Below are 25,372 nucleotides of genomic sequence, written 5' to 3'. Positions count from 1 at the left end.
TTAACCATGTCAAATATGCCCGTTAATGGGGCGCTCCATGATAAACAATTAGTTATTATTAAAGATGGAGGTATTTTAATAGCAGGTAACGATATCATGGAAGTGGCGGACTTTGAGGGATTACAACTGCAATGGGGAAAGCAAGTGGCACTTGTACATGTAGAGGAAGATCAGGTCGCCTTGCCAGGCTTTATTGATTGCCATACGCATATTGCTTTTGCCGGTAATCGAGCGAATGATTTCGCCCTTCGAAATGCAGGCTCAAGCTACCTGGAGATTGCGGCAGCTGGGGGAGGGATTTGGAGCACGGTATCACACACAAGGGATTGTGATGCAGCAGAATTGATTGATCTCACGATCCAGCGTGCAAATTTTCTGTTAAGGCAAGGAATCACAACAATTGAAGTTAAAAGCGGTTACGGTCTTAATGTTGAAGAAGAGCTGAAGATATTACGTGTCATTCAGGAGTCGGATCGTCGTACGGCATCAGACCTTGTTCCAACTTGTTTGGCGGCACATATGCTCCCGCGAGACTTCAGCGGATCGGCAAAGGATTATCTTCATCGAATTACAACAGATCTTTTTCCGCTATTGAAATCAGAAGGGCTGTCAAACCGGGTTGACGCATTTATAGAAAAAACAGCGTTTCAAGGGGAAGACATTGTGGCATATTTACAAAAAGCAAAAGCGATGGGTTTTGACCTGACTATTCATGCCGATCAGTTCACAACTTCGGGAAGTCAGATTGCAGTTGAACTCGGTGCTCAATCTGCGGATCATCTTGAGGCATCAACAGCAATTGAAATTGACCTTATTGCCCATTCAGATACTGTTGCGGTGGCGCTACCTGCGGCTTCCATCGGACTTGGATGTGGTTTTACGCCAGCTAGAAAGCTGTTGGATGCAGGTGCATGTTTGGCCATAGGAAGTGATTGGAATCCGGGTTCTGCACCCATGGGACAATTATTGACGAGTGCGAGTATTTTGGCAACAGCAGAGAAGTTGACGAACGCTGAGTTGCTTGCTGCATTAACCTACCGTGCCGCCAAAGCTTTAAACCTGTCGGATCGCGGCGTGTTAGGCAAGGGCATGAAAGCAGATTTTACTATATTTAAAACAGCTAATTATCAGGATATTTCTTACTACCAAGGAAGCTTGCAACCTACAGCAGTATGGAAAAATGGTCAGGAAGTATTCTCACTATAACAACATGGAAGATACATTTAAGAACGAGGTGGCGGAAGGTATTCCGACCGTATTGCCCCCAAAAGTAGAGCGAGATCATACCATAAGCCATGCCCCCCGACGAAAGGATATTCTCACCAGGTCGGAAGAGAAGCTGGCTTTACGGAATGCATTACGCTATTTCCCCAAACAATGGCATACCGTTTTAGCACCTGAATTTTTAGAGGAGCTCCGTAGTTACGGCCGAATCTACATGTACCGCTTTAGGCCCCAATATGCGATGCACGCTCGACCGATAGCTGACTATCCAGCAGGGAGTAAGCAAGCGGCAGCGATTATGCTGATGATTCAAAATAACCTTGATCCGGCTGTAGCCCAACATCCCCATGAACTGATTACGTATGGTGGGAATGGAGCTGTTTTCCAAAATTGGGCTCAATATCGCCTCACCATGCAGTATCTTTCGCAGATGTCAGATGAACAAACTTTACATCTCTACAGTGGTCATCCCATGGGTCTTTTCCCGTCGTCACAACATGCACCACGTGTCGTTGTAACGAATGGAATGATGATTCCAAACTATTCGAAACCGGATGACTGGGAGCGTTTTAATGCTTTAGGCGTTACGCAATATGGACAGATGACTGCAGGTTCCTATATGTATATTGGTCCGCAGGGTATTGTGCATGGTACTACAATTACGGTCATGAATGCTTTCCGAAAACATTTAACAGCAAATGATACAATTCAAGGTAAAGTATTTTTAACTTCTGGCTTGGGGGGAATGAGTGGCGCACAACCTAAAGCAGGTAATATTGCCGGATGTATCACCGTATGCGCTGAAATAAATCCCGCTGCAGCAAAAAAACGGCATGAACAAGGTTGGGTAGACCGATTGATCGAAAACATCGATGAGCTCGTTGAACAGGTACAGTCGGCGATGGATCAAAAAGAAACGATATCTTTCGCCTATATCGGTAATATTGTCGAAGTGTGGGAGGCTTTTGATCGCGAAAATATCCACGTCACTGTAGGATCTGATCAGACATCTTTACATAATCCTTGGTCTGGAGGCTATTATCCGATGGGGCTGACCTTTGCAGAATCGAATGCTTTATTGGCGAGTGATCCTGATCGATTTAAGCAATGCGTACAAGAAAGCTTGATACGGCATGTCGATGCCATCAATAAGCATGTATCCAAGGGAACCTATTTCTTTGATTACGGTAATGCATTTCTATTGGAAAGCAGTCGCGCTGGTGCAGCGGTATGGAATGACGATAAGGATCAATTCCGCTACCCATCTTATGTACAAGATATTCTTGGCCCAATGTGTTTCGACTATGGTTTTGGACCTTTTCGGTGGGTTTGTACGTCTGGAAAAGCTTCGGATCTTCAAAAATCAGACGAAATAGCCATGACAGTTTTGGAAAATCTCCGAACAGAAGCCCCAATGGAAATTCAGCAGCAGATGCAAGATAATATACAATGGATTAAAGAAGCTGGAAAAAATAGACTTGTGGTAGGCTCTCAGGCGCGTATTCTTTATGCAGACTCCAATGGACGTATTGCGATAGCAAAGGCTTTTAATGAAGCTGTAAAGAGTGGCCTGTTTGAAGCACCCATTGTATTGGGAAGAGACCACCATGATGTTAGCGGTACCGATTCACCTTATCGGGAGACCAGTAATATTTATGATGGAAGTCAATATACCGCCGATATGGCAATTCATAATGTCATCGGAGACAGTTTCCGGGGGGCCACCTGGGTCTCTATCCACAATGGCGGTGGAGTCGGTTGGGGTGAGGTTATCAACGGAGGCTTTGGTCTACTACTCGATGGTTCAGGAGAAGCAGCTGTTAAATTGGAAAAGATGTTGTATTTTGATGTCAATAATGGGATTGCTAGGCGCGCTTGGGCTAGAAATAAGGAGGCCAACCAAGCATTAGATCGTGCATTGGAAAGAAATACGACATTGCAAGTCACGCGTGCTCAACTTGTAGATGATGATATTATTGAACAATTATTTGATCAGAGCGAATGAACTTTTTGTTACATAATCCCGAAATATACAGTAAAGGTGACCAAGCGGTATGGAAGGGACGTACCGATGGCCAGGATCGTGAATGGATGCGTTGGCATCAATTAATGGATTGTGTTGATCTTCTCGAGCAGCCCGATTTAAGACAGTCCGTCGCTTTTCTGGGATTCTGTAGCGATGAGGGTGTTGGACGCAATCAAGGTCGTGTAGGAGCCAAGGACGGCCCCACAGCACTTCGGAATATTTTAACAAACCTTCCTGTACATTTTTCAGATAAACTACAACTTAAAGATTGTGGTGATATATTGATAAAAGACAGTGATTTAGAGTTGTCGCAGCAGGGTTTAGGTTGTGCCTTAAATTGTATTCTTGAACAAGAAGGATTTCCAGTCATCTTGGGTGGCGGCCATGAAATAACCTATGGCCATTATTTGGGTGTTAAAGAATTTCTTAAGAGCCGTAATCAAAGTCTAGGCATTATTAATTTGGATGCCCATTTAGACATCCGCCCATTGCAGGACGGCAAAGGGAACTCGGGAACGGGTTTCTATCAAATCGAGCAGGACCAGTCCAATGCAGGTTTGCCATTTCATTACTTGGCAATTGGTATTCAAGAAATTAGTAATACCAAAGGATTGCTCGACTATGCCAAAGCGAAGAAAGTCCAGATTATAGCGCGAGAGAGTCTGGTCGTTGAGAAACTTGATCTCATTCGCGACAAAATTGTACGTTTTGCCAAATCAGTAGATTATGTGTATTTGACGGTTGATCTTGATGCTTTCGCTGCAGCTTATGCGCCGGGAGTAAGTGCATTGGCATTTAACGGTATAGTCCCCGATCATTTGTTCTTTACGATCTACGATATTCTACTGGATCTGCCCAACTTAAAATCTGTCGATTTTGCTGAATGTAACCCCCATTTTGATATCGATTCTAGAACGGCGAAATTAACAGCTGATCTGATCTTTAAGTTGATAAACAAACTTGCCATTAAATTTGATCAGCAACTGTCCAGCAAGTAAACATGAAAAAAAGATGGTTAGATTGCTGTCGCAATCTAACCATCTTTTTGCATATTGGTCGAGGCCTTAAAAAAGCACATCGGCTAATGTCGGATCCTTATCAAAAACTGATTTTGCAAAAGGACATAAAGGCATAATTTTTAAATTTTCTTGACGTGCATAAGTCACTGCTGCCATCAATAGCTGTTTGCCTAGCCCTTTTCCTGCATATTCAGAACTTACTTCTGTATGGTCTATAATGAATTTTGTGGGGCCAGCCCAGGTATAAGTCATTTGGGCAACCGACTTTTCCTGATCGATAACCTCGAAGCTACCATGTTTATCGTCATTTTTATGTATTACTTCCATGAGCATGATTTAATGAATGAAAAGTACAAAATAAACAAAATCCTGCAATATATAACATGAACAGTAGTTTAGAAAAACAGCTATTTTATCAGTTAGATGGCATAATTGGCCTTTGTGTTTTGTAAAATTGCAGTGATTCTTTTAGATAGCTAATATTTTTAGTATGTTTGCTTTGCGTTATGAGTGTAAATCAAAGCAAAAGACAAGAATTTGCCATTGTGGACATAGAGACTACAGGTGGCCATGCAAAATCGAGCCGGATCACCGAAGTTGCCATTGTTATTCATGATGGTAACCAGGTTTTAGAACGTTGGGAGACCTTGGTTAATCCAGGGAAAGAAATTCCGAATTCAATTTTTGCGCTTACGGGCATAGACAATGACATGGTGAAGGATGCTCCATTATTTGATCAAGTTGCCGAACACATTTATGGAATGCTCAAAGACCGTATTTTTGTTGCGCATAATGTAAACTTTGATTATTCATTCATTCGGTTTCAGCTTCAGGAATCGGGCTTCGAGTGGTCAGCAATAAAATTATGTACAGTACGCTATGCCCGAAAAATCAAGCCCGGATTATTGTCCTATAGTTTGGGACGTCTATGTGATTACTTGGATATCCCGATTGAAAATAGGCACCGTGCGGGTGGCGATGCCGATGCGACAGCCATTCTCTTTGCTTATTTGAAAGTGCTAGATACCGAACAGGTATTTCAGGATATGATTAAACATAAAGCGCTAGATCAACGTTTTCCACCGCATTTAAATCCCTTGGAATATGAACAATTGCCCAATGAGCCCGGGGTCTATTATTTTCACGACAAAGCTGGAAAAGTAATTTATGTCGGTAAGGCCGTAAATATAAAAAAAAGAGTATTGTCCCATTTTACAGGAAATAGTATTCAAGCACAAAGGCAACATTTCTTAAAAGAAATTCATCATATAAGTTATGAGTGCTGCGGAACTGAGCTAATGTCATTGTTATTGGAATGTGCGGAAATTAAAAAGTTCTGGCCAAAATATAATAGGGCACTTAAACGGTATGAGCCTAAATTCGGTTTATTTTCTTATGAGGACCAAAATGGCTATCTCCATCTGGCTATAGGGAAGACGACAAGGGGACAAGCATGTATTCAGCTGTTTCAGCGTGAATATGACGCTATTCAGTTGCTGCAAAGCTTTATTCAGCATGACGCTATTAATCCGCAATTTTGTCAGTTTGGGCACGCCAGTTTGTCTACGAAATCCATCAAGAAGACCGAATTGCCCGATCGAGACCTACACAATACCCGGGTGGAACGTTGTATTGAGGATTGGCTCAAACAGCAACCATCCTTTATATTGATCGATAAAGGACGTAATTCCGATGAAAAAAGTTGCATTGTTATTGAAAATGGTGTTTTTTATGGAATGGGATATATAGATCAATACGGCCAGTACAACGGGTTTGAAGATATAAAAGGACAAGTTAAAAGATATCAGAGTAATCACTACATGATGGAATTGGTCAAAATGGCAGCAGAAAGACATCCCGCTAAAGTACATTTCTTAACAAAATCAAAGATTTTACCTGACGTTGCGGCAGAGCCTACTTTCTCTTACGAGAAAATGGCCCCGAATAGTCTTTTTAATTTCTATTAACAGCATATTTTCAATTTATATTTTGGGAATTTTTTCCGTTTAGTCATTTCAATCTCAGTAATCTGTTAAAGAAATGTGAAATCGCAAATCGCGCGCGATTTTGGTCCAATAGTTGAAATATTCTTTGTGTAGAATATTAAAAAAGACTTTTCATAATTTAGGTTAATAATTGGTTAGTTAAAAACCTGGGGCTCCCAACCTCAGGTTTTCTTTTTTTTATATTTCCGAACAAGAATTTTAGGTGAAGTACTACTTTTATTTTGATTATTCAAAATAAATCAGTGTTTTTTTTATTTGAAGTGTATGTTTCAATTTATTGGTTTTCAATTGATTAATATTTGTCCCCCTTTTGTCCCCCTAAGTTTTTTCTCTCTATAGTTAGTTTAAGTTACTTTAGTGTCAGCGTACTGTAATAGCGGAATTAGTAAAACAAAGATGGGGCGTTTTCTAAAAGTAGCTGCGGTATATCTTATCCATATCTTTATATATAAAAAGGGCCTTTGGCCCTTTTTTTTATTCCTAATTCAGATTCACTTATTTTAACCCAAAGATACCTTGACCTAGATTTTGATATAGATCTTTTTCTTTCGTAAATAATAGGCGATCAACCAATTCAAAGCGACAAATAGCAATGCAAATAACGCGGAGGATAATTGTTGATTTTGCCAACCATCAAACAGGAAATGATAGCTAAAGTTCCAAAGGTTTTGATGTTTATCCCCAATGAGAATAAATGAACAAATCGTAGGGAGTAGCCCGCTAAGACAATAGATAAATAGTGTATTCCTGCCGAAGTCGTCAAAGACAGTATAAAATATCCCTCTGATGTTTTGAAATTCGATGAGATAGATTAATATACCAAGAAAAGAGATGGCAATACCCGTTGTGAATACGCAGTAACTGCTGGTCCAGATTTTCTTATTAATAGGAAAAGCAAATGACCATAGATAGCCCACTAAAATAAAGACCAGGCCTACGACAAATAGGTTCATCAGCTCACTTTTGCCGGTCAGTTTTTGAATAATGTATTTTCCTGTGATATACCCGAATATCGTTTGACTGATGGCCGGAAATACGCTCCAGACATCCTCTGGATCAAATGCTGTTCCTTCGCCGTGATAGAGGTGGGAAGCACCAAAGATTCGGATATCTAGTGTCGTTCCAAACCAACCATCCAGACTATAAGGATCTGCTGGATTACCGTAATAGCAAATTAGCCAATAGAGGAGTAGAAGGAAGATACTAATAACTGCAGCACCTTTATCCCTAAAATAGTATAGTATCATTGCCGTGCTAAAATAGCAGATTGCAATACGCTGCAGCACCCCAAAATACCTGTACTTGGCAAAGGGAATCCACTCGAGCTGGTGAAGACTATTCCATTCCGCAAAGGGGAAAATATTTAAAAACAGACCAAGTAGAAAAAGGATGATTGTTCTCTTGAGAATTTTATTCCAATATCGTGTGGGTGCTAACTGGTCGCTGTTTTTTAAGGAAAATGCCATAGCGTTTCCGACAGCAAATAGGAAAAATGGAAATATAAGATCTGTAAACGTACATCCATGCCAAATGGAATGTTCAAGTGGAGGAAATACATGATGATAGTTGCCAGGATTATTGACGAGAATCATAGCCGCGAGTGTAAACCCACGGAAAATATCCAGTGATTTAAAACGAGTCATAATAAAGTGTATTGGTAAAAAAGGCTGTTCAAGGATACTTCTTTGAACAGCCTATGTTTGGTCTAATTAATAGCCTGGATTTTGAGTTAGGCTAGGGTTTGCCTGCAGTTCCAATAATGGTATTGGAAGGAGCAGGCTATTTTGGTTAAAATTATACTTAATCAACGTGGCATTGCTCTGTTTGCCGTCATCGCATGTAAATTTGATTTCATTTAATTTATTCATCACATCTACTGTGACACCATAACGGTTTAAATCATCCCACCGTTGCCCTTCGAAAGCTAGTTCTAATCGGCGCTCGTTGAGAATGATGGCCTTTAGGGCACTGGAGCTGATACCGGATAAATTGGCGAGCCCTGCGCGATGACGGACGACATTAAGGGTATTTATTGCCCCTGAAGTATTTCCCAGTGCGTTTTGAGCTTCTGCTTTGAGCAGAATGATGTCCGCAAGTCGTAAAAGGTAAAAATGATCGCCACTTTGGAAGCTATTGGCATGTTTTTGCTTTACGTTAAATGGGATTTCTGTCGCAGCATCTCCGCAGGGATTCCAAAATTCATCCGCCCAAGGAACTGAATAGAACCAAATGTTGGCGTTCTTTCGTTCGGTGTCGCCAGCATTGTCATAAGCTTCGACAAGATCTTTCGATGGTGTTCCATATCGGCGCCATTCGTTTTCGTTGATTTTGCCATTTTCATCAAGATCCGGGAAAAAGAACGCGCCACCCCAGCAGCTTAGATTGGGACTGCCGGCGATGTAGGGAATCTCAATGATAGATTCACTATTATAGTTGTGTTTGCCGTCAAAAAGATCCGCATAGTTTTGAAGGAGCTGGTAACCACCTTTTCCAGCGATCACTGCATCGGCGTATTGCAATACCTTATTGTAATCTCGATCAGGGCGTTGTGCCCATATCTTGGTCAGTAAGGCATTTGCAGCCCCTTTTGTTGCTCTGACCTTGTCAATGGAAGGTTGCCCAAATCCATCGGGTAGGTTGTTTGCAGCAACTTGCAGATCCGAATCGATAAAATCATAAACCTCGGCTACAGTTGATCGCTTGATGCGTAATACTTCTGCATCTGTACTGTTGGAGTGTTTTTCCAAGGGCACACCACCATAAAGTTTGACCAATTGATAATAATGGAAGGCCCTTAAAAATGAAGCTTCTCCAAGAATTTGTTTGCGTCTTTCGTCCGAAAAAGTAGGATCTGTGACTTTATCAACGTTGTCAATAACGATATTGCATTTTGAGATTGCTCCATACAGTTCTTCCCAATCCCTGCGTACCATTTCATTGGTATTGGTAATGGTATTATAGTCAATTTGCGCAAAATCTATTTCCCCACCACCGGCAGCATGGGCATTATCAGAGCGAATATCTGTTTGCAGAATCATTTCCCATTGATAATAATTGGCATTGCTTCCTGGACGGGTGCCATTGCCTATGAAAGAATTATAGGCTCCGTTTAATGCTTTCTCAATATTGTCTCCGGTGAGATAGGCATTTTCGCTCGTTACCGTGGAAGTAGGTTGAAGATCTAAAAACTTTTTGCAGGAATTTAGAGTAAGCGATGTCAATAAGGCTATGGCTAATGACGTATATCTAGTTGATTTCATTTTTTGTAAGCTAAAAGGTTAAAAAGTTAGGTTTAAACCAACAATAAAGGTGCGTGCCTGCGGCGAAGTACCAAAATCGATACCCGGCGCCATATTGGCACTCACGGTTTCCTGGTTAGTTCCACCATACATACTTACCTCGGGATCCAAACCCGAGTATTTGGTGAATGTTAACAGATTCTCGCCCGTCACGTAAAAACGGACCTTATTGAGCTTCCATCTTTCAAGCACTTGTTTAGGTAGCGTATAGGCCAAGGTCATCGATTTTACCCTGAGGTAGGAACCTTTCTCTACAAAACGGGAGGAAATTTGTGAATTGTAGTTGTCATCTGTATTGTTTAGATCTGGACGTGGCATAGTACTATTTTTGTTATCAACAGTCCATCTGTTTAACACGGCAACACTTTGGTTTCTCGGTTCCCACATACCTTCTGTATAAATGCGCGTCGCATTAAGGATATCATTTCCCTGTACACCTTGTAAGAAAAAGGAAAAGTTGAAGTTCTTATAGCTGAAATCGTTGGTCATGCCATAAGAGAATTTTGGTGTAGCATGACCAATGATAGCCATATCACTCGTTTGGAGACCTGCTTCCGGATCGGCCATCTGATAGATCATATCTCCGGTCTCTGGATTGACGCCTTTTGCGCCATAGCCCCAGAAGGACCCCAATGCAACGCCTTCTTTTGCAATCGTACTATTACCCCGACCATCGATATTTCCGTCATAATAAGTTCCGCCATCAATATTCAGGACTTTATTGCGATTGAGTCCGAATGTCACTGTTGTATTCCATTTGAAATCGTGAACGAAATTTCGGCTACTCAATTCGAATTCAAAACCTCTATTTTGTAGGTCGCCGAGGTTTTTCAGCGCAGTTCTATAGCCCGAACTGTACGGAACTCTTGAGTTGAGAAGTAGGCCTACAGTCCTTTTTGCATAATAATCTGCACCAAATATCAATCTCGAATTAAAGAAACTGGCATCCACACCAATATCGGTCTGGTTTGTTGTTTCCCATTTTAAATTGGGATTGTCCAGGGTAGCAGGCGTATAACCGGGTACAACTTGGTCGCCGATGTTATATGATCCTGTCACGTCGACTAAACCGAGATAGGAAAAGGCCGGAATTTGGCTATTCCCAACTTTACCCCAGCTCGCACGGATTTTCAAATCGTTTACAGTGCTTTTTAGCGAACTGAAGAAATCCTCATTGGATAAACGCCAGCCAGCAGAGAAAGAAGGGAAGTAACCCCAACGGTTATTTGGCCCAAACACAGATGATGCGTCAGCCCGCAGATTTGCTGTAAATAGGTACTTGTCGTTATAATCATAACCAATTTTTGCGATGCCAGATACAGTGGATACAGCGGCGTCTACTGCCGTAGGCATCGCTGTGATCATCGAACCACCATTGACCGTGTGGATTGCTGGATTAGCAAAATTTTGCGTAGCAATATTTGAGGTTGTTGTTTGTGTTTTCGTTGTAATATAGCCTAATAAGCCTGTAAAGTGGTGTTTATCACTAAAGGTTTTGTCATAGTTTAATGTATTTTCGGACATCCAATACTGATTGTCCTGCTGCTGGAGCGTCGCCATTCCTTTATATTTTCTACCCTCTGTCGTGCGGAACGGATCCACAAAACTGCGGTACTGGTTGTTAAATTTCTCATACCCAAACAGCGATTTGAATTTTAATCCAGGTAGGATATTGGCTTCCACAAAGGCATTTCCTGTAAATCTGTTGTTGATATAGCTGTGCTCGTTACCTGTTGCCAATGCAACGGGGTTGTCAAGATCTGTATAGAATGGATCCACTGTGAAAGCACCTTTATCGCCATATATGCCGATTACTGGAGAGCCTAGATAAGCGTTCATGATGACTCCATTTCGGGAGTTCTCGGTAATGTCCACGTCGTACCAACGGTTGTAAGATAAGCTGGTCCCCACCTTAAAGATTTTATTGATCTGATGATCCAAATTAACCTTGAAATTGACTTTATTAACTGTATTGGTAATTACCGTACCATTATCTTTTTGATAAGATCCCGAGATGTAAAACCCTGTCTTTTCATCTCCACCGCGTACTGAAGCCTGGTATTTTTGGCTGTAACCGGTGCGGAATAGCTGATCTGGCCAGTTTGTATCAGCGGTATATTTCGACCAATCCAAGGCTTCTCCCATCTCAGTCATTAATTCTCTATATTGTGCCGCATTTAGAACACTAGGCTTTTTTCTGATGGCTGAAAATCCTTGATAGGTTTCGAAATTTACCTGTGTCTTACCGTTTGTTCCTCTTTTGGTTGTAATCAATACAACGCCATTTGCGCCAGAAGATCCATAGACAGCGGCTGAAGCAGCATCCTTTAATACAGAAATGCTTTGAATATCGGATGGATTGAGCTCCGATATGTTTTCAGTAGGAACACCATCTACAATGTATAATGGATTACTACCTGCAGTAATTGTTGAAGTTCCGCGAACGCGAATAGAGAAGCCAGCTTGAGGTTGTCCGGAAGATTTTACAATTTCCACCCCCGCCATTTTGCCCTCCATAGCACTCGCTAATTGGGTCACAGGGCGATCTTCAATATCTTTTGTACTCATGGTTGCAATGGCTCCCGTGATGTCTTTTTTCTTCTGTGTTCCAAAACCGACTACAACGATCTGTTCCAGTTGGTTGTTGGCAGTTTTTAGCTGTATATTGAGGTAACTATTGGAACCTACCGTACTACTGATAGTCTCATAACCTATTGAACTAAAGCTGAGCTGATGTGTAGGAGTCGCTTCAATTGAAAACTCACCTTTGCTGTCTGTTTCCGTCTGTTTACCTGTTGTTGTATTGCGGATGGTGACCCCTGTTAATGCTTTACCGTCGCCATCGGTAACGCGCCCTTTGACAAGCTGTTGTATATTGATCGTGTTTCTTAAAGGTATGTCATTTATTTTCTTTTTTAGGACAATGGTGTTGTTGACAATTTTGTATGAATACGACAGCTCTTTCAGGTTGTCATCCAGAATTTCAACAATAGAACCATCTTTATGGTTTATGCGGATTTTTTGGTTATCATTGATCTGTGAGTTATCGTACAGAAACACATAAGAACTCTGACGCTCGATTTCTTTAGCAAACTTTGCCAAAGTGTATTCCTTGTCTTGTAACTTGATTTTAGATTGGTTTACATTCGCCATCGCCAAATTATTTGCATGGGAAACGCATTGGATAGCAAGTAAAGCAGCAAATAGTTTTGCCTTTTTACCAGCCCCTTGGATGGTTTTAAGTTTATACATAATTAGTTGGGTAAGTTTGTTTTATATTAGATAATTTAGAGTTCAACTTCAATTTTATTGTTTTCCAATCGGCATTTTATATCCAGAAAGTTGAGGGTCTCAACCAGTTGCTGGGCAGTTGAATTGCGTTTTATCTTACCTGTCAGTTCACGCTTTTCATTTGTTCCTTTATACACGATATCCACATTATACCAGCGTTTTATGGCGGCAAGCGCATCTTTAATGGGTGTCGATTCGAAATAGAAAAAACCATTTTTCCAGGCCATTGCTTCTTCGATATTGGCTTCTGCTACGATAAGATTCCCGCCAGTGGTAAATGCTGCTTGACCAGGTTTCAGCATTTTTGACTTACCGAATTGCGAGACTTGTACAGAACCGGCTATAAGTGTGGTTTTATTGTTTTCATTTGGATAAGAGCGTACATTAAAATGAGTTCCGAATACACGAATGGTCTGTTCATTGGATCGCACATAGAAGGGGCGCTTGCTATCGTGGCTGACCTCAAAATAGCCCTCCCCAGATAATTTTACTTCCCGGCTATTCGACGCAAAAGATTCAGGAAACGTCAGCACGGATCCAGCATTTAGCCACACCTTACTGCCATCGGCCAAAATGATCGTATACTCTGTTCCAATCGGGGTTTCAATGGTATTGGTACGGCTTGTAGCAGTATTCCTGCTGGCTGTAAATTGATATTGCACGGTTCCGGAAGCAGTGGTAACGACTTTCACCTGTTCATCCTGATGGAGAACGCGCTGTTGCTGGGCAGAAAGGTCAATTTTAGTTCCATCGGCTAAAGTTAATACGGCTGCCTTAATGCCCGGGTGAACCTGTTGTTGCATCTTCACGGCTACCTGCTGGCTATCTCCAGATGTTCTTTTAACAAGGTAAAGGGGTAATATAAACAACAGTGCCAAAGCAGCAGCTATTCCACCCAACTTCACCCGTTGCGGAATTCGCCTGATTTTTGACGCTTGGATTTCCTGCTTAATATTGGAAAATAACAGCTCTTTGAGTTGTTGTTCATCGGTTGCCAGCCCCTCAGGAATAGGGAGAGGTTCGCCATTACTTGTTTCATACCACTCTTGCAATTCGGCTTCCTCTTCAGGGGTACATGTGCCTTGAAGCCATTTGTAAGCCAATTGCTTTATCCGGAATTGATTATGATCAACCATATTTAGGGTTATTTATATATAGAGTCCCTAGATTGGGTTGATACCCTGACAAGAAGAGAAAAAAAAATCACAAAGTAATCAGAAAGCGCTGAATACCAGCGCGTATTTTTTTTAAGGCACGGCCTAATTGGGTTTCGACCGTTTTCACAGAGATGTTCATGTGCTCAGCGATCTGTTTATAAGTAAGTCCTTCTTCGCGGGATAATTTGAAAACAAGCTGGCATTTTTCGGGCAGTTCCGAAACAAGCTGATCCAGCCGAACTCGAAGTTCTTCAAACTGAAGCCAATTTTCCGTCGAGTTATCAAAATCTACCCATTCCGTGTCATACTTAAAAGCTTCCTGCTTGTATTGTTGCGCCAGATATTTAAAGACTTTGTATTTAACGGCCACAGCGAGGTAGGAGGCCAGATTGCTTTCAATTTGGAGTTGATGGCGTCTCAGCCAAAGCGAAGTAAAGATGTTTTGTACGATTTCCTGCGCGTCTTCCAGCGAATTTGTTTTGCGCGCAGCCTGGTAATAAAGCTTTTTCCAATAGCGATCATACAAAGCTTCGAAAGCTAAGCTATCGTCTTGTTGAACCAATACAATCAACTCTTCATCTGAATGGCCTCCAAAATCTTTCATGCAAGACAATAATTTGTTTTTCTACGGTTAACGACGTGTAATGCGAATCGCGCTATAAATGTAGGGACTAAATTAGCAATAATGCAACTTTAATCTGTAAAAGCTGGTTTTGAACAGCTAAATACCTATTTTACAAAGACCAAGGGGAGGGCAAATAGGCAAAAAAAAAGAGTATCTGTTGATTCAGGTACTCTTTTTTTTACAGGTACTTCTTAGAAGTTTGGTTTCAACAAGTATTTGTCGTAGAATCGGAAAATATGATCCGCAGCCTCTTCGGCAGTATCGACAATACGGTATAGTTTCAAATCTTCTTCGCTGATATATTTGTTAGGAATCATTGTATTCTGAACCCAGTCCATCAACCCTTTCCAATATTCAGAGCCAACCAATACGATCGGAAAACGTGCAATTTTGCCGGTTTGAATCAATGTGATTGCTTCAAAAAGCTCATCCATGGTTCCAAAGCCTCCTGGCATAACAATATAACCCTGAGAATACTTCATGAACATCACTTTTCTGACGAAAAAGTACTTGAATTCAAGTAGTTTGTCGCGATCAATATATTTGTTGTGAAACTGCTCAAATGGTAATTCAATATTTAGACCAACAGACTTTCCTCCGGATTCATAAGCACCTTTATTGGCTGCTTCCATAATTCCAGGTCCACCGCCCGAGATAATACCATAACCGCGTTCTGTCAATAAACTGGCAATATCGACCGCCATTTGATAATATTTGTGTTCACGTGGCGTACGTGCCGATCCAAATATCGATACACAGGGACCAATTTTTGCCAATTTCTCAAATCCGTCCACAAACTCTGACATCACTTTAAAAATCTGCCATGAGTCCTTAACTTTAATTTCCTGCCATGTTTTGTTTTCAAATGCGCGGATAATTTTATCTTCTTTTGTAATGTCCATATATAACGTTATACATTTAATTCTAAATTCCAATTTTTCAAAAAGGAATACAATATAGCTATTTTTTTAATAGTAGCTACTTTTTCTGATTATTCTTACATTTGCATTATGAATTTTTCTTCTAAACTTCTTGAGAATGCCGTCGCTGAATTTGGAAAACTACCAGGCGTAGGACAAAAGACAGCATTACGACTGGTTTTGCATCTGCTGAAGCAATCCGATGCGGATGTAGCCCGTTTTACAGCCGCTATTGATCGCTTGAAAGAAGATATTCAGTATTGCCAGGAATGTTTCAATATTTCGGATCACAGTATATGTGAGATATGTGCCTCCTTTAAACGTGATAAAAGCTTGATTTGTGTTGTGGAAGATACACGTGATGTGATGGCCATTGAAAATACAAATTCCTATCAAGGTGTATATCATGTATTGGGTGGGTTAATTTCGCCAATGGACGGTATTGGTCCTGCGGATCTAAAAATTGAGGGATTACTCAATCGAATTCAAAGAGGTGAGGTGGAAGAAGTTATTCTGGCACTTTCAGCAACAATGGAAGGGGATACCACCATTTTTTATTTATATCGCAAATTGCGTGAGTTTGATGTTAAAATTACAACCATTGCCCGCGGTATAGCCTTTGGTGGTGAATTGGAATATGTGGATGAACTGACCTTAGGACGGTCCATTGCGACACGGGTGCCTTACGAGCGCAATGTTGGTTAATTGTATTTCAGATAGATTTGTTTCACACCCTCGTGTATCTTTCTTCCTTTGTCAATCTGTTGTTGTCGCCATAGGCTGTCGGTAATCATATGATTTGCTTTTTTATTTTTTAAGATATTCACATAAGCGATTTTACCGAGTACCGTTTTCCTTAAACCAAGTAATGAACACGAATAGTCTCCCAATAGATAATGATTGTAGTAGAGATGAATTTCACGCATAAGCTTTCGTCCCCATTTGTTTGTAGGGTAGGCTGCTTTAATGGGCTCTTCCATGAGCGCTTTTGCTAAGGCTAAACTATCCTGATCTCCTGATTGTTGGGTCATCGTCCAATAATACAACGCTTCAATAGCTTGCTCCTCGGTGTCGGGTAGCAATTCCGTGGGAATGCCCAGCAATGTCCCGATAAATTTCCAAACATGGAATAAACCATCAACCTCGCTTTTCAATATATTGAATTTCATGCGTTTTAGCCCTGTTAGATAAACAAGAGAGAATCCGAGGTTGGTCGCAAGCATATCCCAAGTGTTTAAAGGGATGCCCCATTTTTCTGTTTGCCACTGACCGTGCTTTAGAATATTTAACCGAGCATACGAATGGATACATCGGGTAAGTAGGATGGCCTCAATGCCGATATTACCCTTTTTCAGTGCATTGTTACCTGTGACGTCAACCCAAAAGGTGACCGTTTCGGTGAGCCTTTTGACAGCACCTTTTTTTAACGCACCTGTAAAAATTAGGGGTTTATTGATGGCACTGGATTCATAGCCCCCCATGAGGACATAGTCCCGTAATACGACAAGTCCTGATAAGCCCGAACGTTGGCTGAGGCCAATGCCTTGCTCTATTTTATCCCAATCTAACCAAGAGGGACTAAGATCCAATGTCTGTAGAAAATTCTGCAATAGGGGTTCGTACGCGGCATCAATAGGCTTTCCTGCAAGTGCATTTTTGAGCAGTTGTTGACCTTGAGGGAAACCAATTTTTAGGTGGAGCTGTTCGACAAGCTGGTCGCAGCTATTGTCAAATTGATCGAGTAAAGGTATACATTGATCGGCAGCCGCGATCGAAGGTTTAGTCGGCAATTTGCGAAGCAATTCCACGCCAAGACCTCTCGACCAATAGAAAGAAAATGAAGTTGTATTAACTTGATAACGCTCGGGTATTCGCCTCTCTTTTATTGAGTTGTCCAAGATATATAACCTCCTGTTAATGTGATTGTATTGTTTGATTTATTGAATTTAAAGTCTATATAATCCGTTTGACAAGATAAAAGATCACTGCAGCAAAATTGACGGTCAATTTTAAAATGAAGTCTAAAAGAGCCGCCTGTCTGATCTGCAAAAAAAGTTAGCCTGCTGACGCTAAAGTCACTTAAATGCGGGCCGCCATCTTTATCTTCCAATTGATCGATAACGTAATCATTGATTTCTTTCTGATGTTTGTCGACGAATGGTAGGAGCTCTTGATCGGTGAACGGTATGATTAAACTGTCTTTTTCTATCGCTATTCTGATGCTAATTTCTGCCATTTTATTATAGTGTGCTAATAAAGATCTCTCCAGTTTGGGATATATAGATTGAAAATTGCTTCTGTTTCCTTTCGGGTCTTATCCGCAAATTTACAGAAAGCCTTTAGAATAATTAGATTGATGTGTTCTTTTTTAAAATCAATGAGTCGATTTGAAAATTGAAATCCACCTTCAACGATTCTAAAATCACTTTTGGGTAGTTTGCGGATGGTTACTGTTGCTACATCATATATATCCAATTGCTCCTCCCAGTAAGCAATTTGCTTGACGACTTCATGGTAGAGTAATTCCTGGCACCATTTGTACAGTAAGTTCAAGGTATTTGTGTTCTTCTTTTGATATACACATATACTCGTTGCTGTCAATTCAACAGTTGGTAGCATTGCGGACGTATAAATCTTGACCAAATAAGGTTTTCCAAATAGGTGGTAGGGATCTTCCAGATAGGAATAGGATGAATCTTCCGATTTACTTTCTGGACGATTTAGCTTTTCTGGAGGATTTAGCTTAATGTACTCTTTGAGGAAAGCAACATCGCAATGCGCTGGAGCGTATACACGATAGGGTGATGAACTACCTAGAATCTGGATGTAATCTTTATTCCAAAGTACTATTTCGTAAAATATACTCCCTATTTCAATTTGCATGTTTCGATCTTAAGTTGGAAATGAGGCATAGGCATTCGACCTAAATCAGACCCTATAAACTATTTCAAAGTAACGTTTTTTTGATATTAATCAATAATGATAATCGTAACAATTTCTGTCAATAATTGCGGGCAAGCTTAAGGGCTTCGTTAGAAAAAATGATAGCCTATTAGTAATCAACTTCGGACTGTAAGCAGTATGTCTGTACGATGAAGCCACGGTAATTGCACATAAAAAAGGTGGACTCAACGTGGACTTACTGTGGACTCACTGTGTTTACAGTACGAAGCTGGTCATAAGTTGGAAGTAATTTTTAGTATTGTTACCAGCTCTCACTAGCTTTTGTTTTTTGTTTTAATATTTAGATACTATCTTTGGAATACTGTTTATGTATCAACCCAACGACCATTTTCCAATACTAGATCTGCAAAAATTCCAGGAAGGGATTATTGCGGATTGTGACCTGCTTTTTCACGAACTTATTGGTCCTCGGGAAATTAATGAACCGCATAAACATGATTTTTTTATTCTCTTATTATTTGAAGAGTCTGTAGGTACGCATACCATAGACTTCGATCACTTTACGCTTGGATGTAATCAATTACATCTCGTTTTTCCAGGTCAGGTACATCAGTGGAAGATGGACGACTCGACCCATGCATTGCAGCTCATGATCAGCAGACGTTGGTTCGAAAGCTTATTACCTGCATTGCGATTTCCTATTTCTTATTATCTAAAGCATTTGGTCATTGATCTTTCAGCGATCCACTTTCAGTCGCTATTGGCAGAATTTAAAGCAATTGCAGCTGATCTAGCGGACGACCATATCCTATGGGAATTGATTTACGCGCGGGTTAAAGTAATTGCCCTTCTGATTAGCAAGATCGTTCAGGATAATTATCATGATTATGAACAACATCAGGATAATCCGATTGTGGCAAAATTTGTTCAGCTTATCGATGAATGGTATAAAAGTGAAAAATCCGTTGCTTTTTATGCCGAGAAGCTAAATATATCCGCAAACTATCTGAATGTGTTAAGTAATCGGGTGTTACACAAGTCAGCTTCATTTTTGATTCAGGAACGCGTGTTATTGGAAGCAAAGCGCTTGCTTAAAATTTCGGATAAAACGATCAAAGCTATTGTCTTTGATCTAGGATTTTACGATAATGCAAGCTTCAGCAAGTTTTTTAAATGCCATACAAATATGACACCAAGTCAGTTTAAAGCGCAGCCATAATTTATACACAAGCTGTGATAATTCGTACAAGGATCATTGTCCCAAATCACTTAGCTTTGGTGAAAATGATTTAAGCATGAATGAAATCAATCAAAATCAAGATACTTATTTGTTGAGGAACGTATTACTAGAAACAGGCTTTCTTTATGAGAAGGAAGAAATTGTTGCTACGAAAACGGCATTATTTGATATTCAAATCGAGGCAAATAAAATAAAAAATATAGAGCCAGCGCAATCGGGTATTGACGGAAAAGGCTTTGACATGAAAGGTAAATTGGCCTTACCGCCATTCCGTGACATGCACATTCATTTAGATAAAACTTTATACGGCCTGCCCTGGAAGGCGGTATTTCCAAAAAACAGGACTGTAAAAGATATGATTGCCAAGGAACAGATCATCATTCCTGAATTATTGAAAACCTCTGTCGAACGTGCCGAAAAATTGATTGCGCTATTGCAGGGCTACGGAACTAATTTTGCGCGTACACATTTTAATGTAGACCCAACATCGGGGACGAAGTCATTGGAACATCTGTTACAGGCACTGGAACATTTAAAGTATTCCTTTGCTGCAGAACTGGTCGCATTCCCCCAACATGGTCTATTCTATACAGAATCCGCTAAGCTAATGGAGGAAGTTGCAAAATGGGAACAGGTGGATTTTATCGGTGGTTTGGATCCCTTTAGTATTGACGGCAGTATCGAGAAACCGATGGACTTGACGGTTCGACTTGCATTGGACAATAACAAGGGAATCGATATCCACTTGCATGAAGGTGGAGAATCAGGTGTTAAGACTATGGAATATTTGATTGATAAAGCATTGGAAAACCCTGCATTACAGGGACGCACATTTATCAGTCATGCTTTCGCCTTAGGCTACCTGCCGAAAAAAGACTTAGAACACATGGCCGAACGACTGGCAGAAGCGAAAGTCGGTATATGCAGTTCGGTTCCTTTCCGCAATATGTTGATGCCATTTCGGGAACTGAAAAAGGCGGGAGTGGAAGTTTTTGTGGGGAACGACAATGTTCAGGATCATTGGGGTACTTTTGGTAGTGGTAATATGCTTCAGAAAGCCAATCTAGCCGCGCAATTATATGGTTATGAAACTGAATTCGAGCTATCTCGTTGCCTTCGTTATGCGACCAATGGCAAAATCCCGCTTGATGACCACGGGAATTCGGTATGGCCGAAAGTAGGAGATGATGCTAGCCTTCTTTTTGTCGACGCGAGTTGTTCAGCAGAAGCAGTTTCTCGGATCTCGACCGTCCATGGGCTTATTCATCAGGGAAATCTCGTCAAATGGAACAATAGTTCACAAGCTTGATTAAAATAGTACATAATAAGAACATTTGACATGCCAATTTATCGTCTGGGGAATTGGCATGCTCATTTGTTAGGAGGGATTACGGTTAATGTAGGAAAGTCGTCTTGCAGTAGTCTATTTTATAAGAACCTTGCTCATGGACCAATTGAACCTCGTTTTTGGTTTGGATATTATCGCCGTAATCAATAAATACGATAAACTTGCTCTCCGTTATTTTGTCGATTTTAACATCCTTGATATCCAATGCGTCGTCATTACCTCTTCCAAATAACCAGGTTTCAGCTGTATATAAGGGATAGATTTTTTCCCATTTAGCTTTGTAAGCTGCTTCAGCTTTGGGCAGTTCTTCATCTGTGAGGTTAGATGGCCCGTAAATTTCATTGGCATCTTTTAAGAACGCCTGAAAGCGTTTGGTACATAAGGCATCTTCTTTGTCCAGATAGTAACAATATTTGCCGGATGCAGAACTTTTACATTTAAAAATCTCTTTTAACCAATCTTCCGCTTGCTGATGCTGAGCAATTGTCGTGTTTTGCTTCGCTGTGCCTGTGCCGTCGTTGATTAAAACCTGCTTTGCAGGATGTTCCACTGTAGTGCTTTTATGGTTTTTCGTTGGATTCATACAGCTCGCTAGCATGTAAAACAGCAGTATTGTTGCATACAAACTTTTCATCTTTTGATATCGTCTTTTATTTGGGTGTAAAATTAGAATATAAATCCCATAACACGATCACGGATTACCGCTATATTTCTACAGCATATTTGCCAAAAAATCCTATTTCCCATTCTTGTTGAAATAAAGCAAAGCTCCGTGCGCCGATCGTGTGGTGTATAAACGCAATACATCTGCGTAGTTAAGAGTCCCTTGTTTATTTCTGATGCTAAACATTTATTTTTAATTGCTGTATAACAGCATTTTATATTTTCTCTAATTTTTTTTTTACTTCTTTTTTTTCTTACGCAAATTCCCTGCGCATTAACCCAACGATATTTGTAATGTCAACATTGACAAACGTTCTTTGATGAAATTATAGCGAATAGCTTTAAGATATATACTTTGTGATGAAGTATTAAAGAAGCCTTTCTTCTTCAGTGGCATCCTGGTCACCTGTTTCAGTATAGCAGGTTAGTATTGTTCTCTATGAGAATCAATATACTGATAAAACGAGAAGTTGAAAGGAAGTGCTCGTGTTAGAGGTTCGAGTCCTCTCCCGTAAAAAGGTAGCTCAAGGGTAGAGCAGAGCAGATAGTTGTGGGTCGTAGGTTCGATTCCTACTCCTGAGCAATCAGGATAGTTCAGTCTGGGTAGAACAACAGCTCAATCGTGTGGGTTCGAATCCCACTTCCATTTTCGGATGGAATAGCATAAGGGTATTGCACCGAACTGTCCATTCGGACATTCAAAGTTAAGACCTTCTTTAAAAAGGTCATTTGGTAGAAGCTTGCTATCTTTTTATCCTGCTTATGCGCTGTTTTCATGCGACTATGCAATTGATTGATGGCCTGAGATTCCTAAGATGTGGTATTTGAATTTATACTAAAAAGTCGTGACCAATAAGATGGGGTATTTGTTCACCGACTTTTGATTTTAAAAGCGGGTACTTGGGCTTTTGAATCCCGCTTGAGGTCAAGGGATAAAAAATAGCAGGTTTTATAATAGCAATAATGAAAATTTAAAAGAATATACAAATGAAAAGAGTACAGATAACTACAGCAGAAATCGGATTGGTTATTAAAAACAATATGGTGGTCCGTGTTTTAAAATCCGGTAACTATTGGTTGGGATTTGGTGAAAAACTGGAGAAATATACAACTACTCATTCATTTCCTTCCGATCGTAATATCGATGTGCTTTTGCAGTTGGCAGGTTTTAGTGAATTGGTTGACATCGTTGAGGTGGGCGATACGGAGATTTGTCTTGTTTTTTTGAATAATAATTTCGAAAAGACGTTAGCCTCCGGCAGACATGTTTTTTGGAAGGAATTGCGTGAACGCAGATTTCAACTGGAAGACATTGCGGATATTGAGGTTCCGGCATCTTTAAATCGTCAGTTGTTGGAGAAACAGAGTTTGAGCTATTATGTACGTCAGTATAAAATTGAACCAAATGAGAAAGCCCTGCTTTTTGTAGACGGTGTGTTTGTGGATATCTTGAAGTCGGGAACGTATTATTGGTGGAAGAATGCAAAAACCATAGCGATTTCAAAAGCTGATATGCGGGTTTTGACCTTGGAGGTGGTAGGACAGGAGATCTTGTCTAAAGATAAGGCACAGATCAGAATCAATTTCACGCTGCAATATCAGATTGTGGATATTGTCAAAGCACTATTGAATAATAAAGACTATGAGAAGCAATTGTATTCGTTGATGCAGTTGACCCTACGGTCCTATATCGGGCAGATGACGTTAGACGAGCTGATGGAGCGGAAGACTGAAATACAAGGCTATATCTTAGAAAATACATTACAACAGGTTGCGAGCTTGGGACTAACAATGTTGACCTGCGGTGTTAAAGATGTTATTTTACCAGGGGATGTGCGGGACATCATGAATCAGGTGTTGATTGCAGAGAAGAGGGCGCAGGCAAATAGCATCATGCGTCGCGAAGAGACCGCTTCGACACGGAGTTTGTTGAATACGGCGAAGCTGATGGAAGAAAACAGTATGTTGTTTAAGTTGAAGGAAATGGAATATGTCGAAAAGATCGCAGAAAAGATCAATACGATTTCGGTTTCCGGAAATGGACAGATTGTTGACCAACTCAAACAATTGTTTGTGAAATAAAAGATTATTAAATTGAAAGAGGTGCAGGTAGCAACGTAAAGAGCTGTTGTTACCTGCTTTGGAGAAGTTGTAAAGCTACTCTATAGCATTAGAAAGTAAGAAAATGGAAAATAAGAGAATAAACGGCAATGACTTAATTGCTTTGGGATATAAAGAAAATCATAGCTTGGGCGTAGCGCTGAAGATCAACAGTAAAAGACACGGTTTTACGCGGGCAGAAATGCTTGAAAAGTTTAAAGCTGTTTTGGAAAATCCGACCAGCTATTCTGATGATGCTGTTTTCGGAATTTTAGCGAGTGCTCTGCTTGGGCAAGAGGCAATTGACAAGTCATTAATTGTCTTGAACGAAAACCCGGCGGATTATACCATTTACGGTTCGTCTGAAATTGAAACAGGGGCGAAAGCACAGATGAATATCGCCATGAAATTACCAGTTTCGGTTGCCGGAGCATTGATGCCAGACGCCCATCAAGGATACGGATTGCCAATCGGAGGAGTTCTGGCGACAAATAATGCCGTGATCCCTTATGGTGTTGGTGTCGATATTGGCTGTCGTATGGCTTTGTCCATCTTTGATCTACCGGGGTCATTTGTGGAGCACAATATAATGACGCTGAAAGATATTATTCTACGCAACAGTAAATTTGGGGCTGGTAATGGATACCTGAAACATGAACGCGTAGATCATGCTGTACTGGAAAACAAATTATTCAATGAAAACAGCTTGCTTTCCTCCTTGAAGGATAAAGCCTGGACCCAATTGGGCTCTTCCGGTGGGGGGAATCATTTTGTGGAATTTGGTATAGTCGAATTTGAGGAAAGAGATGAGGTTTTAAACATTGATAGCGGCAGTTATTTGGGTTTGTTGACACATTCGGGTTCAAGAGGAATGGGCGCTACCCTAGCAGCACATTATACCAAGCTGGCCAAATCCGTATGTAAGTTACCTTATCAAGCGGAAAATCTGGCTTATCTGGACCTGGATAGCCATGAGGGACAGGAGTATTGGCTGGCCATGAATCTCGCTGGCGATTATGCGTCAGCCTGCCACGAAGTGATCCATGACAAGATCACGTTGGCTTTAGGAGCTGAATTGTTGGCGAAAGTTGAAAATCACCACAATTTTGCATGGAAGGAAACTTGGAATGGTCAAGATGTTATTGTACACCGAAAGGGTGCGACGCCCGCTGCAAAAGGGGTAATGGGGATTATTCCAGGCTCCATGGCGACACCAGGTTTTTTGGTTCGCGGAAAAGGGGAGTCGAATGCTATACAATCGGCATCTCATGGGGCAGGTCGACTGATGAGCCGTACACAAGCGATTAAAACCTTATCTTCCCATGACCTTCATGCGATGCTTAAAGATCAAGGTGTTATGCTGCTTGGAGCAGGGATGGATGAAGCGCCGATGGCCTATAAAGACATCCACACTGTCATGGCTTCACAAAAAGATCTTGTTGATGTCGTGGCCAAATTTTCGCCCAAGATTGTCCGTATGGCCGATGATGGGAGCAGAGAAGACTAATGGCAAGAAAAAGCGGCTCAGATTGATGTTTGAGCCGCTTTCG

General features: G+C 40.8%; 20 protein-coding genes and 1 tRNA gene. 10 read left to right on the top strand and 11 right to left on the bottom strand.

Translation table 11 applies throughout. The features are described 5' to 3' along the window. Positions 1-6: 6 nt before the first annotated feature. The 3 genes from hutI to hutG are packed head-to-tail and all read left to right on the top strand — an operon-like array spanning position 7 to position 4,248. Positions 7-1,206, top strand: a complete 1,200-nt coding sequence (gene hutI / locus AAH582_RS12885) for an imidazolonepropionase (protein ID WP_343317849.1) — start codon at positions 7-9, stop codon at positions 1,204-1,206. 4 nt (positions 1,207-1,210) lie between these two features. After that, positions 1,211-3,229: a urocanate hydratase gene (locus AAH582_RS12880; protein ID WP_343317848.1), complete on the top strand. Its 2,019-nt coding sequence runs from the start codon at positions 1,211-1,213 to the stop codon at positions 3,227-3,229. Continuing rightward, entirely contained in the window at positions 3,226-4,248 is a 1,023-nt protein-coding gene (hutG, locus tag AAH582_RS12875) for a formimidoylglutamase (protein ID WP_343317846.1), read from the top strand. Before AAH582_RS12880 ends, hutG begins: the two co-directional genes overlap by 4 nt. Before the next feature lie 66 nt (positions 4,249-4,314). Here the strand turns inward: hutG and AAH582_RS12870 are convergent, their stop codons facing one another. Continuing rightward, entirely contained in the window at positions 4,315-4,596 is a 282-nt protein-coding gene (locus AAH582_RS12870) for a GNAT family N-acetyltransferase (RefSeq protein ID WP_343317844.1), read from the bottom strand. Between the two features lie 179 nt (positions 4,597-4,775). On the opposite strand from AAH582_RS12870, the gene AAH582_RS12865 reads away from it, so the two are divergent. Next, a complete protein-coding gene (locus tag AAH582_RS12865) occupies positions 4,776-6,236 on the top strand; it encodes an exonuclease domain-containing protein (RefSeq protein ID WP_343317842.1) in 1,461 nt (486 codons plus the stop codon). Positions 6,237-6,796: 560 nt separating this feature from the next. On the opposite strand, the gene AAH582_RS12860 is transcribed toward AAH582_RS12865, so the two are convergent. The 6 genes from AAH582_RS12860 to AAH582_RS12835 all read right to left on the bottom strand — a co-directional run bounded on the left by AAH582_RS12860 (position 6,797) and on the right by AAH582_RS12835 (position 15,543). Beyond that, on the bottom strand, positions 6,797-7,918 hold the full coding sequence (locus tag AAH582_RS12860; RefSeq protein ID WP_343317840.1) for an acyltransferase family protein: 1,122 nt from the start codon (positions 7,916-7,918) through the stop codon (positions 6,797-6,799). A gap of 66 nt (positions 7,919-7,984) precedes the next feature. Next, positions 7,985-9,535, bottom strand: coding sequence for a RagB/SusD family nutrient uptake outer membrane protein (locus tag AAH582_RS12855; protein ID WP_343317838.1), 1,551 nt, complete (start codon positions 9,533-9,535; stop codon positions 7,985-7,987). 18 nt (positions 9,536-9,553) lie between these two features. After that, positions 9,554-12,826, bottom strand: coding sequence for a TonB-dependent receptor (locus tag AAH582_RS12850; protein WP_343317836.1), 3,273 nt, complete (start codon positions 12,824-12,826; stop codon positions 9,554-9,556). A 35-nt stretch (positions 12,827-12,861) separates the two neighbouring features. Then, positions 12,862-14,001: a FecR family protein gene (locus tag AAH582_RS12845; RefSeq protein WP_336828791.1), complete on the bottom strand. Its 1,140-nt coding sequence runs from the start codon at positions 13,999-14,001 to the stop codon at positions 12,862-12,864. A gap of 67 nt (positions 14,002-14,068) precedes the next feature. Then, complete coding sequence (locus tag AAH582_RS12840; RefSeq protein ID WP_046673483.1) at positions 14,069-14,626, bottom strand: RNA polymerase sigma-70 factor; 558 nt, start codon at positions 14,624-14,626, stop codon at positions 14,069-14,071. Positions 14,627-14,838: 212 nt separating this feature from the next. After that, complete coding sequence (locus tag AAH582_RS12835) at positions 14,839-15,543, bottom strand: TIGR00730 family Rossman fold protein (RefSeq protein WP_046673602.1); 705 nt, start codon at positions 15,541-15,543, stop codon at positions 14,839-14,841. 114 nt (positions 15,544-15,657) lie between these two features. Here AAH582_RS12835 and recR point away from each other — a divergent pair, with 114 nt between their 5' ends. Beyond that, entirely contained in the window at positions 15,658-16,272 is a 615-nt protein-coding gene (gene recR, locus AAH582_RS12830) for a recombination mediator RecR (RefSeq protein ID WP_046673482.1), read from the top strand. Here the strand turns inward: recR and AAH582_RS12825 are convergent. From AAH582_RS12825 to AAH582_RS12815, 3 genes are read right to left on the bottom strand one after another with little or no spacing between them, the layout of a single operon-like run. Then, positions 16,269-17,465: an oxygenase MpaB family protein gene (locus AAH582_RS12825; RefSeq protein WP_343317832.1), complete on the bottom strand. Its 1,197-nt coding sequence runs from the start codon at positions 17,463-17,465 to the stop codon at positions 16,269-16,271. The genes recR and AAH582_RS12825 overlap by 4 nt on opposite strands. Continuing rightward, on the bottom strand, positions 17,450-17,803 hold the full coding sequence (locus AAH582_RS12820) for a hypothetical protein (protein ID WP_046673481.1): 354 nt from the start codon (positions 17,801-17,803) through the stop codon (positions 17,450-17,452). Before AAH582_RS12820 ends, AAH582_RS12825 begins: the two co-directional genes overlap by 16 nt. 14 nt (positions 17,804-17,817) lie before the next feature. After that, positions 17,818-18,450 carry a hypothetical protein gene (locus tag AAH582_RS12815; RefSeq protein ID WP_343317830.1) on the bottom strand — a complete coding sequence of 211 codons (633 nt, stop codon included), beginning with the start codon at positions 18,448-18,450 and terminating at the stop codon, positions 17,818-17,820. A 388-nt stretch (positions 18,451-18,838) separates the two neighbouring features. On the opposite strand from AAH582_RS12815, the gene AAH582_RS12810 reads away from it, so the two are divergent. Both AAH582_RS12810 and AAH582_RS12805 read left to right on the top strand, forming a co-directional pair. Next, positions 18,839-19,690, top strand: a complete 852-nt coding sequence (locus tag AAH582_RS12810) for an AraC family transcriptional regulator (protein ID WP_046673479.1) — start codon at positions 18,839-18,841, stop codon at positions 19,688-19,690. Between the two features lie 76 nt (positions 19,691-19,766). Further along, complete coding sequence (locus AAH582_RS12805; RefSeq protein WP_343317828.1) at positions 19,767-21,020, top strand: amidohydrolase; 1,254 nt, start codon at positions 19,767-19,769, stop codon at positions 21,018-21,020. 85 nt (positions 21,021-21,105) lie between these two features. Here AAH582_RS12805 and AAH582_RS12800 read toward each other — a convergent pair whose 3' ends face one another. Continuing rightward, positions 21,106-21,693: a hypothetical protein gene (locus AAH582_RS12800; protein ID WP_343317826.1), complete on the bottom strand. Its 588-nt coding sequence runs from the start codon at positions 21,691-21,693 to the stop codon at positions 21,106-21,108. Between the two features lie 547 nt (positions 21,694-22,240). Here AAH582_RS12800 and AAH582_RS12795 point away from each other — a divergent pair. From AAH582_RS12795 to AAH582_RS12785, 3 genes are all read left to right on the top strand, one after another. Next, positions 22,241-22,302 (top strand) — tRNA-OTHER (locus AAH582_RS12795). 407 nt (positions 22,303-22,709) lie between these two features. Beyond that, positions 22,710-23,804, top strand: a complete 1,095-nt coding sequence (locus tag AAH582_RS12790) for a slipin family protein (RefSeq protein ID WP_343317824.1) — start codon at positions 22,710-22,712, stop codon at positions 23,802-23,804. A 103-nt stretch (positions 23,805-23,907) separates the two neighbouring features. Further along, on the top strand, positions 23,908-25,329 hold the full coding sequence (locus AAH582_RS12785) for an RtcB family protein (protein WP_046673475.1): 1,422 nt from the start codon (positions 23,908-23,910) through the stop codon (positions 25,327-25,329). The last annotated feature ends 43 nt before the right edge of the window (positions 25,330-25,372 follow it).

This window comes from Sphingobacterium multivorum (assembly GCF_039511225.1).
GTDB lineage: Bacteria > Bacteroidota > Bacteroidia > Sphingobacteriales > Sphingobacteriaceae > Sphingobacterium.
Note: the sequence above shows the minus strand (reverse complement) of the source record. Positions and strands in the feature narration are given on the sequence as shown.

Excerpts from the sequence above, each read along its gene's own strand:
- hutI (WP_343317849.1), top strand. The coding sequence starts at position 7 with ATGTCAAATATGCCCGTTAATGGGGCGCTCCATGATAAACAATTAGTT.
- AAH582_RS12880 (WP_343317848.1), top strand. The coding sequence starts at position 1,211 with ATGGAAGATACATTTAAGAACGAGGTGGCGGAAGGTATTCCGACCGTA.
- hutG (WP_343317846.1), top strand. The coding sequence starts at position 3,226 with ATGAACTTTTTGTTACATAATCCCGAAATATACAGTAAAGGTGACCAA.
- AAH582_RS12870 (WP_343317844.1), bottom strand. The coding sequence starts at position 4,596 with ATGGAAGTAATACATAAAAATGACGATAAACATGGTAGCTTCGAGGTT.
- AAH582_RS12865 (WP_343317842.1), top strand. The coding sequence starts at position 4,776 with ATGAGTGTAAATCAAAGCAAAAGACAAGAATTTGCCATTGTGGACATA.
- AAH582_RS12860 (WP_343317840.1), bottom strand. The coding sequence starts at position 7,918 with ATGACTCGTTTTAAATCACTGGATATTTTCCGTGGGTTTACACTCGCG.
- AAH582_RS12855 (WP_343317838.1), bottom strand. The coding sequence starts at position 9,535 with ATGAAATCAACTAGATATACGTCATTAGCCATAGCCTTATTGACATCG.
- AAH582_RS12850 (WP_343317836.1), bottom strand. The coding sequence starts at position 12,826 with ATGTATAAACTTAAAACCATCCAAGGGGCTGGTAAAAAGGCAAAACTA.
- AAH582_RS12845 (WP_336828791.1), bottom strand. The coding sequence starts at position 14,001 with ATGGTTGATCATAATCAATTCCGGATAAAGCAATTGGCTTACAAATGG.
- AAH582_RS12840 (WP_046673483.1), bottom strand. The coding sequence starts at position 14,626 with ATGAAAGATTTTGGAGGCCATTCAGATGAAGAGTTGATTGTATTGGTT.
- recR (WP_046673482.1), top strand. The coding sequence starts at position 15,658 with ATGAATTTTTCTTCTAAACTTCTTGAGAATGCCGTCGCTGAATTTGGA.
- AAH582_RS12820 (WP_046673481.1), bottom strand. The coding sequence starts at position 17,803 with ATGGCAGAAATTAGCATCAGAATAGCGATAGAAAAAGACAGTTTAATC.
- AAH582_RS12815 (WP_343317830.1), bottom strand. The coding sequence starts at position 18,450 with ATGCAAATTGAAATAGGGAGTATATTTTACGAAATAGTACTTTGGAAT.
- AAH582_RS12810 (WP_046673479.1), top strand. The coding sequence starts at position 18,839 with ATGTATCAACCCAACGACCATTTTCCAATACTAGATCTGCAAAAATTC.
- AAH582_RS12805 (WP_343317828.1), top strand. The coding sequence starts at position 19,767 with ATGAATGAAATCAATCAAAATCAAGATACTTATTTGTTGAGGAACGTA.
- AAH582_RS12800 (WP_343317826.1), bottom strand. The coding sequence starts at position 21,693 with ATGAAAAGTTTGTATGCAACAATACTGCTGTTTTACATGCTAGCGAGC.
- AAH582_RS12790 (WP_343317824.1), top strand. The coding sequence starts at position 22,710 with ATGAAAAGAGTACAGATAACTACAGCAGAAATCGGATTGGTTATTAAA.
- AAH582_RS12785 (WP_046673475.1), top strand. The coding sequence starts at position 23,908 with ATGGAAAATAAGAGAATAAACGGCAATGACTTAATTGCTTTGGGATAT.